Origin of the sequence: Streptacidiphilus melanogenes, from assembly GCF_000787835.1 — a bacterium.
In the GTDB taxonomy this organism is placed as follows: Bacteria; Actinomycetota; Actinomycetes; order Streptomycetales; family Streptomycetaceae; genus Streptacidiphilus; species Streptacidiphilus melanogenes.
Genome location: NZ_BBPP01000024.1, coordinates 26,852 through 40,455, shown reverse-complemented (window position 1 = coordinate 40,455; position 13,604 = coordinate 26,852). Strand labels below are relative to the sequence as shown.

Genomic DNA, 13,604 nt, shown 5'->3' with positions numbered 1-13,604 from the left:
CCGACCGATGGTGCATCGTTGACCTGTGTCCCCCCTCGACGAACCGCTCAAGAAGCTCCTCCCCTCCGGCGCGAAGCAGCTCGCGGAGGGGCTGGACCTGCACACCGTCGGCGACCTGCTGCACCACTTCCCGCGCCGCTACAACGAGCGCGGTGAACTGACCAGTCTGGATTCGCTCGAGGTCGACGAGCACGTCACCGTGGTCGCGCGGATCGAGAAGTGCACGCTGATCCCGTTCCGGGGACGCAAGGGCGACCGGCTGGAGGTCGTGGTCACCGACGGCCGCGGCCGCCTCTCACTGACCTTCTTCAACCAGCGCTGGCGCGAGAAGGACCTACGCCCCGGCCGCAGCGGGATGTTCGCGGGCAAGGTCGGCGTCTTCAACCGCACCCGGCAGCTCACCAACCCGGACTACGAGCTGTTCGGCGACGGCGACGACCCGGAAGCCCAGGGGGCCACCGACCGCTTCGCCGGCCGGCTGATCCCCGTCTACCCGGCCACCGCCAAGGTCCCCTCATGGCGGCTGGCCCTGGCCGTCGATGTCATCCTCGACCAGACGAAGTGGGACGAGGTCCCCGATCCGGTCCCCGCCTCGCTGCTCGCCGAACGCGGCCTGATCCCGCTGCACCAGGCGCTGGAGCAGATCCACCGCCCGCGCAACCACGCCGAACGCCTCGCCGCGCAGGCCCGGCTGAAGTGGGACGAGGCCTTCGTGCTCCAGGTCGCCCTGGCACGACGGCGGGCCGACGACGCCGCCCGCCCGGCCGTCGCCCGCGAGCCGCGCACCGGCGCGCTGCTGGACGCCTTCGACGCGAAGCTGCCCTTCACCCTGACCGACGGTCAGCAGCGGGTCTGCGCCGAGATCTTCGCGGACCTCGCCACCGAACACCCGATGCACCGCCTGCTCCAGGGCGAGGTCGGGTCCGGCAAGACCCTCGTCGCACTGCGGGCCATGCTCGCCGTCGTCGACGCGGGCGGCCAGGCCGCGATGCTCGCGCCGACGGAGGTGCTCGCGCAGCAGCACCACCGCTCCGTCGTGGAGATGATGGGCGAGCTGGCCGAGGGCGGCATGCTGGGCGGCGCCGAGCACGGCACCAAGGTCACGCTGCTGACGGGTTCGATGGGCGTCCCCGCCCGGCGGCAGGCGCTGCTGGACCTGGTCAGCGGCGAGGCAGGGATCGTCATCGGCACACACGCGCTGATCGAGGACCGGGTGCAGTTCCTCGACCTCGGCCTGGTCGTCGTCGACGAGCAGCACCGCTTCGGCGTCGAGCAGCGCGACGCGCTGCGCGCCAAGGCCGAACGCCCCCCGCACCTGCTGGTCATGACGGCCACCCCGATCCCGCGCACGGTCGCCATGACGGTCTTCGGCGACCTGGAGACCTCCGTCCTGGACCAGCTCCCGGCCGGTCGCTCGCCCATCTCCTCGCACGTCGTGCCCGCCCTCGAACGCCCCAACTTCCTCGCCCGCGCCTGGGAGCGGATCCGCGAGGAGGTCGGCAAGGGCCACCAGGCCTACGTCGTCACCCCGCGCATCGGGGACGAGGAGGACGAGAAGGCGCTGAAGAAGGCGGCGAAGGAGGCCGCCAAGGAGGGCGACGACCGCCGTCCGCCGCTGGCCGTCCTCGACGTCGCGGAGGAGCTGCGCGGCGGCCCGCTCGCGGGGCTCCGGGTGGAGGTCCTGCACGGCCGGATGGCCCCCGACGCCAAGGACGAGGTCATGCGGGCCTTCTCGGCGGGCGAGGTGGACGTGCTGGTCGCCACCACGGTCATCGAGGTCGGCGTGAACGTCCCCAACGCCACCGTCATGGTCATCATGGACGCCGACCGCTTCGGCGTCTCCCAGCTGCACCAGCTGCGCGGCCGCGTCGGCCGCGGCTCCGCGCCGGGCCTGTGCCTGCTGGTGACGGACATGCCGGCCGCGTCCGGCGCCCGCCAGCGCCTCGACGCGGTGGCGGACACCCTCGACGGATTCGAGCTCTCCCGCATCGACCTGGAGCAGCGCCGCGAGGGCGACGTGCTGGGGCAGGCCCAGTCCGGCGTGCGGTCCTCGCTGCGCGTGCTGTCCGTCCTCGAGGACGAGGACGTCATCGCGGCGGCCCGGGCGGAGGCGACGTCGTTGGTCGCCGACGACCCGGAGCTGACGGAGCATCCGGCGCTGCGCAGCGCGCTGGATTCGCTGCTCGGAGCGGAGCGTGCGGAGTACCTGGAGAAGGGCTGACGGTCCCTGGACTGTCAGTCCCGCCTGAGACCATAGAGGTGTTGTGAACGGGCCCTGACCGGCCATTCTTCAACGTTCTCAGGGGGCACATCCATGGCGTTCCGTCACCTGAACGAGCTGCCGCTCGGTGACAAGGTCTTCCGTATCGAACTCAGCAGTGAGGACGACCGAGAGGTCACCCTCACCCTCACCGGCTGGCGCGAGGGTCACGCGTCCGAGCCGATCGCCTCCGGCAAGCTCCGGCTGCCGGTGGAGGACACCGCGTCCCTCCGCATCGCGCTGAACCGCGCGCTGCGCGCCCTCGCCATCGTCGCCGACGTCTCCGAGCCCATTCCGGACCGTGACGTCCTCCGTGAGCTGTACCCGGGCCACGGCGCGCCGTGGGTCCCGCAGCACGAGGAGGAGCTGGTCCGTCGCTTCCACGACGGCGAGACCATAGCCCGCGTGGCGGCCCGCTTCGGCCGCACGCCCGACTCCGTCCGCACGAAGCTGCGCGAGCTGGGGCACGACCCCCGCCGCCCCGAGTACTGCCCGCCCGACGGCTGCCTCTCCTGGAGCCGCTACGCGTCTCCGACGCTGCTCGGAACTGTGAGCACGGAGGGATGACCCGTTAGGGGCGCGGGGAACTGCGCGACAAGCCACCCACGGAGCCGGTGGTCCGAACGCGCAGGGCCATTCACACAGGGTGGTGGCCCGCGCAGTTCCTCGCGTCCCCGGGGTGTGCACTAGCGTGAAAGTGCACACCCTTCCGACCAGCAAGGACGCCGACCACATGACCCGCGTGATCGCCGGAGCCGCTCGGGGCCGACGCCTCGCCGTGCCGCCGGGGAACGGTACCCGTCCCACCTCGGACCGGGCGCGGGAAGCGCTCTTCTCCAGTTGGGAGGCGTTGCGCGGCTCCCTCGCGGGCGCGCGCGTGATCGACCTGTACGCCGGCTCGGGCGCGGTCGGGTTGGAGGCGCTCTCCCGCGGGGCGGCCCACACGCTGCTCGTCGAGGAGGACCCGGCCGCGGTCAAGGTGATCCTCGCCAACGTGCGGACGCTCTCGCTTCCGGGCGCCGAGGTCCGCGCGGGGAAGGCCGAGCGGGTGATCGCGGGCGCACCGCCGTCCACCCCGTACGACCTGGTGTTTCTCGACCCGCCCTACGCCGTCACCGACGGCGGGCTGCGGGAGATACTGGTCACACTCAGCTCGGAGGGCTGGCTCCACGAGGACGTGATCGTCACCGTGGAGCGCAGCACCAGAGGCGGCGTGTTCACCTGGCCGGAGGGCTTCGAGGGCCTGCGCGAGCGCCGCTACGGCGAGGCGACCCTTTGGTACGGTCGCGCCGCCGACGGAGCCGGCAACGAAGCCGGCCTGTGAGCGAGGAGATGACGATGTTCCGCCGTGCCGTCTGTCCGGGGTCGTTCGACCCTATCCACAACGGCCACCTCGACATCATCGAGCGCGCCTCGCGCCTCTATGACGTCGTCCATGTCGCGGTGCTGGTCAACCCCACCAAGAAGGGGATGTTCAGCGTCGACGAGCGGATCGCGATGATCGAGGAGATCACCGCGGGCTACGGCAACGTCAAGGTCGAGTCGCACCAGGGGCTGCTCGTCGACTACTGCCGCGACCGCGAGATCCCGGCGATCGTGAAGGGTCTGCGCGCGGTCAGCGACTTCGACTACGAGCTGCAGATGGCGCAGATGAACCACGGCCTGACCGGCGTGGAGACGCTGTTCGTGCCGACCATCCCGACCTACAGCTTCCTCTCCTCCTCGCTGATCAAGGAGGTTGCCACCCTTGGTGGCGATGTGTCCCATCTTGTCCCGGGCTTGGTGCTGCGCAGGCTGACCGAGCGGGTCGCCGAGCGGCGCGCGCAGCCCACGAACCCGTAGGACTGAGTACAGTTCGTAGCTCCAGTTTCCGGCCGGTTGTACTGATCCAGGCAGCCTCGTGGAAAGCGTGACCCGGTGGACGTGCAGCAGAAGCTCGACGAGATCACCAAGCTCGTGGAAGGCGCCCGGTCGATGCCGATGTCGGCCTCGATCGTGGTCAACAGGGCGGAGCTGGTGACTCTGCTCACGGAGCTGCGCGAGGAGCTCCCCGGCGAGATCGCCAAGGCCCAGGAGACGGTCCAGTACGGCGACCAGGTCGTCGAGGACGCGCGCCGCGAGGCCGAGCGGGTGGTCGCCGCCGCGCACGACGAGCGGCAGCAGCTCATCAACGGCACCGACTACGTCACCGTGGCCCAGGCCGAGGCGGACCGCCTGCTGGCGGAGGCCCGTGCCGAGGTGGCCGAGCAGCGGCGCGAGGCGGACGACTACGTCGACAGCAAGCTCGCCAACTTCGAGGTTGTGCTGACCAAGACCCTCGGCGCCATCGGCCGCGGGCGCGAGAAGCTGCGCGTGGCGGGCGGCCCGGTCGACGGCGAGGACGGCGAGGAGTTCGCCCAGGACGCGTTCCGCTCGCCCAGCCCCGAGGTGGACGAGTACGTCGACGTGAAGCTCGCCACGTTGGAGGCCGCGCTCAGCAAGACGCTGGAGGCGGTCGGCCGTGGCCGCGACAAGCTGCTGGGCAAGCGGCCCATCGACGAGCTGGGCGCCTACCTGGCCGCCGCCGACGAGGCGGCCGGCGTCGAGCAGGGCGACCTCCGGCAGGCGGCCGTCGCCGCCGAGCTGAGCCGGCAGGGCCTGATGTCCGGGTCCGACCAGCACGGCCAGGAGATGCCGCACCAGGACATGCACCCGGAGATGCATCCGCAGCCGCAGGTCGAGTACTGGCCCCCGCAGGACCCGTACGGCCAGCCGCAGCAGCAGCCCGCATACGACCCCTACACCGGCGGCTACGTCGAGCAGCCGGTCTACGACCCCTATGCGGGCGGCTATGTCGAGCAGCAGCAGCCGGTCTACGACGCGTACGGCCAGCCCGTCCAGCACGCGCAGATCCCGCAGCAGCAACCGCCGCACTACGCGCAGCAGCAGGAAGTGACCAGCTTCTTCGACACCGGCTTCATCGACGTGTCGAAGCTGCGCGAGTACGGCCAGGGGCACTGATCGTCCGCACCGGAGTTGGGTCGGGGTTCCGGCGTCGGGTATTCTGACCTCTCCGGCTTGATGTGCTGGCGTTGGCTGCTGCCCGGACTCGGAAAACCCGACAGCCTGGGTGCGGCAGCCGCTGAAGACCTGAGTGAAGGACAGACCCCTGAACCGCCTCGATCACCGCAACCCGCTCGTGTTCGACACACACGAGCTGGGCCGTCGGCCTGGGGCGATGCGCAAGGTGTCCCGCTCGGTCCCGGCGCCGGCCAACCTCGGCAACGAGGTGATCAGCGTGCCCGAGGGCGCGTCGATCGAGCTGGAGCTCCGACTGGAGTCGGTCATCGAGGGCGTGCTCGTCACGGGCACCGCCGAGGCCGACCTCAAGGGCGAGTGCGTACGCTGCCTGGAGCCGATCGAGCGCGAGCTCGACGCGGACTTCCAGGAGCTGTACTACTACCCCGAGGCGGCGGACCGCTTCGGGGGAGTGTCCGACTCCGACGAGGAGGAGGACGACGAGGCTTACCGTCTCGAGGGCGACCTGTTCGACCTCGAGCCGGTGCTGCGTGACGCGGTGGTGCTCGCACTGCCGCTGCAGCCGGTGTGCCAGGACGACTGCCTGGGCCTGTGCTCCGAATGCGGAGCGCGGCTCAGCGACGACCCGGACCACCACCATGACGCCGTCGACCCCCGGTGGGCGGCACTGCAGGGACTCTCGGCCGCATCGACCGCGACCGGTAGTGAAGAGGACAGCGTCACCCGGGAGGGTGCCGCCGAGAACCAGGAGAAGTAGCTGTGGCTGTTCCCAAGCGGAAGATGTCGCGCAGCAACACGCGTCACCGCCGTTCGCAGTGGAAGGCCACTGCTCCCGCGCTCGTGGCGTGCGACCGCTGCCACCAGCCGAAGCTGGGTCACATTGCGTGCCCGAGCTGCGGCACCTACAACCGCCGTCAGGTCCTGTCGGTCTGACGGCAGGAGAACACCAGATGTCAGCGTCAGCATCCGCTTCGCACGCCGACACCGGGTACAGCGTTCTGGAGGGACGGCTCGGCTACACGCTGGAGCCGTCCCTTCTGACGCGTGCACTGACCCACCGCTCGTACGCGTACGAGAACGGTGGTCTTCCCACGAACGAACGCCTGGAGTTCCTGGGCGATTCGGTGCTGGGCCTGGTGGTGACGGACACCCTGTACCGCGTCCACCCCGACCTTCCGGAGGGGCAGCTCGCGAAGCTGCGTGCCGCGGTGGTCAACTCGCGCGCCCTTGCGGACGTCGCGCGTGGCCTGGACCTCGGTACCTTCATCAGCCTCGGTCGGGGCGAGGAGGGCACCGGTGGCCGGGACAAGTCCTCGATTCTCGCGGACACCCTCGAGGCCGTCATCGGGGCGGTCTACCTCGATCAGGGGCTGGACTCCGCCTCGGAGCTGGTGCACCGGCTCTTCGACCCGCTGATCGAGAAGTCCTCGAACCTCGGCGCGGGCCTGGACTGGAAGACCAGCCTGCAGGAGCTCACCGCGACCGTCGGTATCGGCGTGCCCGAGTACGTCGTCACCGAGTCCGGTCCGGACCACGAGAAGACGTTCATCGCCGCCGCCCGCGTGGGCGGGGAGGACTACGGCACGGGTTCCGGTCGCTCCAAGAAGGAGGCCGAGCAGAAGGCCGCCGAGAGCGCCTGGCACGCCATCCGCGAGAAGCACGGCGACGGCAACGCGTCCGCCGGCGGCTCCGCGGCGTCCACCGCCGACGCGTAGCACGGCTAGGCTGCCCGGATGCCTGAGCTTCCCGAAGTAGAGGTCGTCCGGCGCGGTCTTTCCCGCTGGGTCAGCGGTCGCACGGTCCGCTCCGTCGAGGTGCTGCACCCGCGTGCCGTGCGCCGCCATGCGGCGGGCCCGGACGACTTCGCCGCGCAGCTGCGCGGCCGGGAGCTCGGTGCCGCGCAGCGTCGCGGCAAGTACCTGTGGCTGCCGCTGCCCGGCACCGGTGTCTCGTTGCTGGGCCACCTCGGTATGAGCGGCCAGCTGCTGGTGCAGCCGGAGGGTGCGCCGGACGAGAAGCACCTGCGGATCCGGGTGCGCTTCGACGACCCGGCCGGCACCGAGCTCCGCTTCGTCGACCAGCGCACCTTCGGCGGTCTCGCCGTCGAGGACGCGGACCCGAGCGACCCGGACGCCGCCCCGATGTCCCTCGCGCACATCGCCCGCGATCCGCTCGACCCGCGCTTCGACGACACCGTCTTCCTCGCCGCGCTGCGCCGCCGCAGCAGCGGTGTCAAGCGCGCCCTGCTCGACCAGTCGCTGATCAGCGGGGTCGGCAACATCTACGCCGACGAGGCGCTGTGGCGCAGCAAGCTCCACTACGACCGTCCCGCCGACACCCTGACCCGCCCGGCGTCCGAGCTGCTTCTCGCCTCCGCCCGCGCGGTGATGTCCGAGGCCCTGGCCCAGGGCGGCACCAGCTTCGACAGCCTCTACGTCAACGTCAACGGCGAGTCCGGCTACTTCTCCCGCTCCCTCGACGCCTACGGCCGCGAGGGCGAGGCCTGCAATCGCTGCGCCACGCCGATGCGCCGCGCCTCGTGGATGAACCGTTCGAGCTACTTCTGCCCCAAGTGCCAACGACTGCCGCGTTTGCGATGACCCGTCAGCACTGTGGCAGGCTGCTCTCCGAGCAGTGAAACGCCGAGCAGGCAGGCATGAACGTGAGTTCGGATTTCTCCATCGACCCGGCGGCCGTGATGTCGCTGGCGAACGAGTTCCAGTCGGCTGCCGATGCGCTCGGCGAACGGGCGCGCGCCTTCGCGAGCAACGTCCTCGAGATCGGCGTCGCCTTCGGCCTGCTGGGCGAGTGCACCGGTGCGGCCGACCAGTACCGGCAACTGGTGAACCACACCGGCCAAGGTCTGGGCGAGCTGGAGCAGGCCCTCGGTGCGGATGCGGCCGGGCTCGCTCACATGGCCGACCAGTACTCGTGCGTCGACCAGCACTACGCGCGCCTGCTCGGGCGGAACTGAAGCCGTGGACATCAACGGCGCGGTCGCCGACAAGGTGGCCGAGGTCCTCTCAATGCTCGACCTGCCCTGGCCCGGAGGCGACCCGGCCGCGCTGCGCCGTTTCGCGGGCGAGTGGCGGGCGATGGCCGGCGAGCTCGCCACCACGGCGGACGGACTGGACCGCGAGGTCCACGCGGTCGTCGGTTCCTCCTGGCGCGGCTCGGCGGCGGACGCTTTCGCAGCACACTGGCAGCAGCAGCACCGAACGATGCAGCAGAGCGTGCAGAACTTCGAGGCCGTCGCGAAGGAGCTCGACCACTACGCGGACGAGGCGGAGCAGATCATCGAGGCGATCGTGGAGATCGCTCTGGAGATCGCCGAGTTCGAGCTGGCCGGGGCGTTCCTGACGATCGTGACCGCGGGCGTCTCCGACGCCGTGGCCGCGGCCGCGGCGGGCGAGCGGGCACTGAAGATCGCGCAGCTGATCGACAAGTTCACCACCATGGCGAAGCGGGCCGAGCGGATCGTCACCGAGTTGATCGAGAAGATCAGAGAGCTCGGCATGATCCCCCGGATCATGGTGGACGCGCTCAAGAACAGCGCGATGAACCTGAGCGGCACCCAGCTCACCAACCTGGTCTCGGGCAAGGGTCCGGTCGGCGGCTCGGACCTGGAGACCGCGGCGCTGGCCGGCATCGGCGCGGCCGGGCTCAGCGGCGGCGCGGCCAGGCTCGGCGACAAGCTCTTCACCTCCTCGGGCGCGCACGCGGCCCCGAGCAAGATCAACGCCTTTCTGCAGGGCGACGGCACAGGCAACGCGCTCGCCATGGGCGGCCTCGCCGGCGCCGGCGGCAGCGCCTTCGCCGACATGGCGCAGGGCAAGGACGGCCGCACGACCATCGCGGACACCCTGACCGGCGGCGTGACCGGCGGCATCGGTGCGGGCAGGGCCGAGCCCCTGCGCGTCGACCCGCTGGGAGCACCGGGCGTCACGCCGAGCCATCCGACCTGGACCCCTACATTCCGGTCGGCCAGGAGATCGGCACCAACGGTGCGGTGTACGGCGAAGGCGGGGCGCTGGAGAACGCGGTGAACCAGAACCCCGGCCTGCCGAAGCAGAACCAGGGCGCCGAGGGCGCCGTGGAGGCGGTCAAGTGATCGTGACGGTTCTGGTGGTCGTGCTGATCCTGACGGCGTTCCTCGGCATCGGTGTGCTCGTCGTGTCGTCCCAGGAGTCCTCGAAGAGGCTCGAGCGGGAAGCGGTGACGATCGGCCGTCCGGGCTGGCACAGCAGTGCGGGCGGCCCGGCGCTGCGGCGTCGCTACCACCGGGAGCACCCCTACGACGCGAAGGACTGCTCCTTCGAGTCGCTCCTCTGGGGAGAGCTGCCCGGCGGCCTGAAGGCGGAGACCTTCCACGTCGTCCGGTACTCGGGCAGGGGTGGCCGCGGCCAGGTGTCGACCTACTACACCGTCGCCACCGTGGTCTTCCCGCACCCGTTGCCCAGCGTCTCGCTCCGGGAGACGCATCATCCGAGCGACCTCCAGCCGGTGCCGATGGGCCCGAACCAGGACTTCACCTACAACGAGGGCCGCTTCGGGGCGCTCTGGGCGGGGTTGCGGGGCTTCGCCACGGACCCGGACGCGGCCGCCGTGCTCTTCTCGCCGGACATGCTGGCCCGGACCCGCGCGCTGCGCGCGGACTGGCGGATGGACGGCCACGCCGCGATCGCCGTGGTGCGGGACCGGCTGCCGGCCCCGGCGATGCTCGTGCTGGTCGACAACCTCGCCTCCTTCGGCGCGATGCTGCCCCAGGAGGTCCGGCAGGACGGCTCCGGCCAGCCGGAGCCGTGGCCCGGGCCGACGGAGCAGCGGCCCGCCTGACCCCACGACAGCGGGCCGGGCAGCCGCGTGTCGGCGCTCGGCCGGGCGAGTGATCGTGTCGGCGCCGGGGCAGTGCCCGGAGGGAGCGGGCCGAAGGGGCTCCGTCGCCGGTGAGAGACTTGCGCGCATGAGTGCAGAGGTACGGATGACCGCCTGGGTGCGCGGACGGGTGCAGCAGGTCGGCTTCCGTTGGTGGACGCGGTCCCGGGCCCTGGAGATCGGGCTGCGCGGTTACGCCTCGAATCTCGGCGACGGGCGGGTCCAGGTCGTCGCGCAGGGCAGCAGGGAGCAGTGCGACCGACTGCTCGACCTGCTGCGCCACGGCGACACGCCCGGCCGCGTGGACGGTGTCACCGAATTGTGGGGCACTGCTGAGAGCGACTACGAGGGCTTCGCGATCCGCTGAGCGTGTACCGGGCGTGACGTGGTTCCACCCGGCCGGTCCATCAGGGATTTCCCGCGTGTTGCGCTTCTGGCCCCCGCGTGGTTGACTGCGCACCAACGAAGTCGCCGAGACACGCAGCGTGACCACACCGCCGCGCATGCCGGACGACTCAGGTAGCACGCTGTGATCGTGTTGACCGTCTGCGCGTTTGGTGAGACGCTGGAAACCCGCGCACCCGTACGTCCGCTCAGGGCTGATCGGCCCCGTACAGCCTTGCTCGGGCGAGCGCTCCGGTGCGGCCCACCTCACACGACCCACTTGGCGGTCGGTCACTCAGCGTGGAGGACCATTCATCATGGCAAAGGCGCTTCTCGGTTACGTCGGCGGACCCGACCCCCGACTGCTCGCCGAGATGCGGCGTCTCCAGCAGCGTGTCCAGGACCTGGAATCCGAGCTTGTCCGTATCCAGGCCGAGAACGACGCGTTGCAGGCCGTCGCGGACCACGAGCAGTTGCTCCGCATGGACGCAGCCCAGGCGGTACTGGCCTGAACCTGACCTTTCCGCGTGGTCAGGGACAGTCGGCATCGTCACTGGATAGTGCAAGGGACGCCTCCTCGGCGTCCCTTCGTCGTTCCCCGCTTCGTCGTTCCCCTGGTCCTTCGCCGTCTCCGGCTCGTTGACCTCTCAACCGGTAGATGCCCGTGACTCACACGGATGAAACCGAGCCGTCACCGGGCTCCGGCCGCATCGGCGGTTAGGGTGTCCCCGAAAGGGACAGGAGGTCGGGGCCGGTGCATCTGAAGAGCCTCACGTTGCGCGGGTTCAAGTCCTTCGCCTCCGCGACCACGCTGCGCTTCGAACCGGGCATCACCTGCGTCGTCGGTCCCAACGGCTCGGGCAAGTCCAATGTCGTGGACGCGCTCAGCTGGGTCATGGGCGAGCAGGGCGCGAAGTCGCTGCGCGGCGGCAAGATGGAGGACGTCATCTTCGCCGGCACGACCGGCCGCGCCCCCCTCGGGCGTGCCGAGGTCGCGCTCACCATCGACAACACCGACGGCGCGCTCCCGATCGAGTACGCCGAGGTCACCATCTCGCGGACGATGTTCCGCAACGGCGGCAGCGAGTACGCCATCAACGGCGACACCTGCCGCCTCCTCGACATCCAGGAGCTGCTCTCCGACTCCGGCATCGGCCGGGAGATGCACGTCATCGTCGGCCAGGGCCAGCTCGACTCCGTCCTGCACGCCGATCCCATGGGGCGCCGCGCCTTCATCGAGGAGGCGGCCGGCGTCCTGAAGCACCGCAAGCGCAAGGAGAAGGCGCTGCGGAAGCTGGACGCGATGCAGGCCAACCTGACCCGCGTCCAGGACCTCGTCGGCGAGCTGCGGCGACAGCTCAAGCCGCTCGGGCGCCAGGCCGCGATCGCCCGGCGCGCGGCGGTGATCCAGGCCGACCTGCGCGACGCGCGGCTGCGGCTGCTCGCCGACGACCTGGTGACGCTGCGCAAGGCGGTCGAGGAGGAGATCGCCGACGAGATGGCGCTGCGGCTGCGGCGCAGCGGCGTCGAGCAGGAGCTGGCGGGGCTTCAGCAGCGGGAGGCGGTGCTGGAGGCGCAGGTCGCGCAGCTCGGTCCGGCGGTGGAGCTGGCCCAGCAGACCTGGTTCGACCTGTCCTCCCTGGCCGAGCGGGTCCGGGGCACGATCGGCCTGGCGGAGGCCAAGGTCCGGCACGCCCGCACCCCGCAGGGGGAGGAGCGGCGCGGCCGCGACCCCGAGGACATGGAACGCGAGGCCGGACGCATCCGCGAGCAGGAGGCGGAGCTGGCGGAGGCGCTGGAGGAAGCGCAGTACGCCCTCGCGGAGACGGTGGAGCGCCGCGCCGAGCTGGAGCGCGAGCTGCAGGCCGAGGAGCAGTCGCTCCGCGCCGCGGCCCGGGCCCTGGCCGACCGGCGCGAGGGCCTGGCCCGCCTGCAGGGCAAGGTCGCCGCGGCGCGGTCCCGCGCGGCGGGCGCGGGCGAGGAGATCGGCCGGCTGGCGGAGGCGCGCGACGCCGCGCTGGAGCGCGCCGCCGCCGCGCAGGAGGAGTACGAGACCCTCCAGGCCCAGTCCGACACCCTCGACACGGCCGACGAGGCCCGCGACGCGGAGCACGCGTCCCTGCGCGCGGAGCTCTCCGCGGCCGAGGAGACCCAGTCCCGCGCCCGCGAGGCCCTCGCCACGGCCGACCGCGAGCACGCCGCCCTCACCGCGCGCCGCGACGCCCTCGCGCTGGCCCTGCGCCGCAAGGACGGCACGGCCGCCCTCCTCTCCGCCACCGACCGCCTTGCGGGCCTCCTCGGCCCGGCCGCCGGCCACCTCACGATCACCCCGGGCATGGAGACCCCTCTCGCCGCCGCCCTCGACCGCGCCGCGGACGCCGTCGCCGTCTCCTCCGTCGGCGCGGCCGCCGACGCCCTCCGTCTCCTCCGCAAGGACGACGCCGGCCGCGCCGCCCTCCTCATCGCCACCCCGCAGGACACCGCGGACACCCTGACCCCAGCGTGGCGTGGCACCGCCTCGGCTGCGCTGGGCGGTGCTGGGTTGCCCGGCGGGTCGGCTGCAGGTCGGGATGTCGACGACGTCTCGGCGGTGGGGAGTGGGTGGGGCCTCTCGGCCTCGCCGCAGGCGGCCGCCTCGGCTGCGCCGGGACCCGCCGGGCCGCCCGGTGGGTCCGCTGCAGGTCGGGATGCCGACGACGCCTCAGCGGAGGGGAGAGCGTGGGGCTCCTCGGCCTTGCCCCAGGCGACCGCCTCGGCTGCGCTGGGCGGTGCTGGGTTGCCCGCCGGGTCTGCCGCTGCAGGTCGGGATGCCGACGACGCCTCAGCGGTGGGGAGTGGGTGGGGCTCCTCGGCCCCGCCGCAGGCGACCGCCCATGACGCGCCGGGCGGCGGTGAATTGGCGGGACTTTCGGCGGCCGCGGGCGTGGGTGTCCCGCTCGGCACGGCGGGTGAGGGCGCTCCGACTGTGGGTGGTCCGTCGAGCTCGCCGCAGGCGGCTGCTGGCGGTGCCGGATCCGCCGGGGCGGGGCTTGTGGATGTGGGCGCGCCCGGTGGGGCAGGGCTGCCC

15 protein-coding genes are annotated in these 13,604 nt (G+C 71.6%); all 15 read left to right on the top strand.

Going from position 1 to position 13,604, the window contains the following annotated elements:
* The first annotated feature begins 25 nt into the window (after positions 1-25).
* The gene (recG, locus tag TR49_RS23780) at positions 26-2,221 is read left to right on the top strand and encodes an ATP-dependent DNA helicase RecG (RefSeq protein ID WP_042384920.1); all 2,196 of its coding nucleotides are present in this window, start codon (positions 26-28) and stop codon (positions 2,219-2,221) included.
* A 93-nt stretch (positions 2,222-2,314) separates the two neighbouring features.
* On the top strand, positions 2,315-2,827 hold the full coding sequence (locus tag TR49_RS23775) for a hypothetical protein (RefSeq protein WP_042384918.1): 513 nt from the start codon (positions 2,315-2,317) through the stop codon (positions 2,825-2,827).
* 166 nt (positions 2,828-2,993) lie between these two features.
* Positions 2,994-3,584: a 16S rRNA (guanine(966)-N(2))-methyltransferase RsmD gene (rsmD, locus tag TR49_RS23770; RefSeq protein ID WP_042385067.1), complete on the top strand. Its 591-nt coding sequence runs from the start codon at positions 2,994-2,996 to the stop codon at positions 3,582-3,584.
* Positions 3,585-3,598: 14 nt separating this feature from the next.
* Positions 3,599-4,102 carry a pantetheine-phosphate adenylyltransferase gene (gene coaD / locus TR49_RS23765; RefSeq protein ID WP_152627427.1) on the top strand — a complete coding sequence of 168 codons (504 nt, stop codon included), beginning with the start codon at positions 3,599-3,601 and terminating at the stop codon, positions 4,100-4,102.
* A 75-nt stretch (positions 4,103-4,177) separates the two neighbouring features.
* Entirely contained in the window at positions 4,178-5,260 is a 1,083-nt protein-coding gene (locus TR49_RS23760; protein ID WP_042384917.1) for a hypothetical protein, read from the top strand.
* 133 nt (positions 5,261-5,393) lie between these two features.
* Entirely contained in the window at positions 5,394-6,035 is a 642-nt protein-coding gene (locus tag TR49_RS23755) for a YceD family protein (protein WP_439654124.1), read from the top strand.
* 2 nt (positions 6,036-6,037) lie between these two features.
* Positions 6,038-6,211: a 50S ribosomal protein L32 gene (gene rpmF, locus TR49_RS41695; protein ID WP_042373744.1), complete on the top strand. Its 174-nt coding sequence runs from the start codon at positions 6,038-6,040 to the stop codon at positions 6,209-6,211.
* A gap of 17 nt (positions 6,212-6,228) precedes the next feature.
* Positions 6,229-6,993 (top strand): ribonuclease III, encoded by a 765-nt coding sequence (rnc, locus tag TR49_RS23750; RefSeq protein ID WP_152627426.1) that lies wholly within the window; start codon positions 6,229-6,231, stop codon positions 6,991-6,993.
* An 18-nt stretch (positions 6,994-7,011) separates the two neighbouring features.
* Positions 7,012-7,878, top strand: coding sequence for a bifunctional DNA-formamidopyrimidine glycosylase/DNA-(apurinic or apyrimidinic site) lyase (gene mutM / locus TR49_RS23745; RefSeq protein WP_042384914.1), 867 nt, complete (start codon positions 7,012-7,014; stop codon positions 7,876-7,878).
* A 56-nt stretch (positions 7,879-7,934) separates the two neighbouring features.
* Positions 7,935-8,252, top strand: a complete 318-nt coding sequence (locus TR49_RS23740; RefSeq protein ID WP_042384913.1) for a hypothetical protein — start codon at positions 7,935-7,937, stop codon at positions 8,250-8,252.
* A 4-nt stretch (positions 8,253-8,256) separates the two neighbouring features.
* Positions 8,257-9,324 carry a WXG100 family type VII secretion target gene (locus TR49_RS23735; RefSeq protein WP_042384911.1) on the top strand — a complete coding sequence of 356 codons (1,068 nt, stop codon included), beginning with the start codon at positions 8,257-8,259 and terminating at the stop codon, positions 9,322-9,324.
* A gap of 61 nt (positions 9,325-9,385) precedes the next feature.
* Positions 9,386-10,114 carry a hypothetical protein gene (locus TR49_RS23730; RefSeq protein WP_042384910.1) on the top strand — a complete coding sequence of 243 codons (729 nt, stop codon included), beginning with the start codon at positions 9,386-9,388 and terminating at the stop codon, positions 10,112-10,114.
* A 127-nt stretch (positions 10,115-10,241) separates the two neighbouring features.
* Positions 10,242-10,520: an acylphosphatase gene (locus TR49_RS23725; protein ID WP_042384909.1), complete on the top strand. Its 279-nt coding sequence runs from the start codon at positions 10,242-10,244 to the stop codon at positions 10,518-10,520.
* A 334-nt stretch (positions 10,521-10,854) separates the two neighbouring features.
* Entirely contained in the window at positions 10,855-11,049 is a 195-nt protein-coding gene (locus tag TR49_RS23720) for a hypothetical protein (RefSeq protein ID WP_042373738.1), read from the top strand.
* Between the two features lie 242 nt (positions 11,050-11,291).
* Positions 11,292-13,604: chromosome segregation SMC family protein (locus TR49_RS40865; RefSeq protein ID WP_042385056.1), on the top strand; the 2,313-nt coding region annotated here is incomplete at its 3' end.

Coding starts and splice junctions, on each gene's coding strand:
- coaD (WP_152627427.1), top strand. CDS start 3,599: ATGTTCCGCCGTGCCGTCTGTCCGGGGTCGTTCGACCCTATCCACAAC.
- TR49_RS23740 (WP_042384913.1), top strand. CDS start 7,935: ATGAACGTGAGTTCGGATTTCTCCATCGACCCGGCGGCCGTGATGTCG.
- TR49_RS23775 (WP_042384918.1), top strand. CDS start 2,315: ATGGCGTTCCGTCACCTGAACGAGCTGCCGCTCGGTGACAAGGTCTTC.
- TR49_RS23720 (WP_042373738.1), top strand. CDS start 10,855: ATGGCAAAGGCGCTTCTCGGTTACGTCGGCGGACCCGACCCCCGACTG.
- rsmD (WP_042385067.1), top strand. CDS start 2,994: ATGACCCGCGTGATCGCCGGAGCCGCTCGGGGCCGACGCCTCGCCGTG.
- TR49_RS23725 (WP_042384909.1), top strand. CDS start 10,242: ATGAGTGCAGAGGTACGGATGACCGCCTGGGTGCGCGGACGGGTGCAG.
- mutM (WP_042384914.1), top strand. CDS start 7,012: ATGCCTGAGCTTCCCGAAGTAGAGGTCGTCCGGCGCGGTCTTTCCCGC.
- rnc (WP_152627426.1), top strand. CDS start 6,229: ATGTCAGCGTCAGCATCCGCTTCGCACGCCGACACCGGGTACAGCGTT.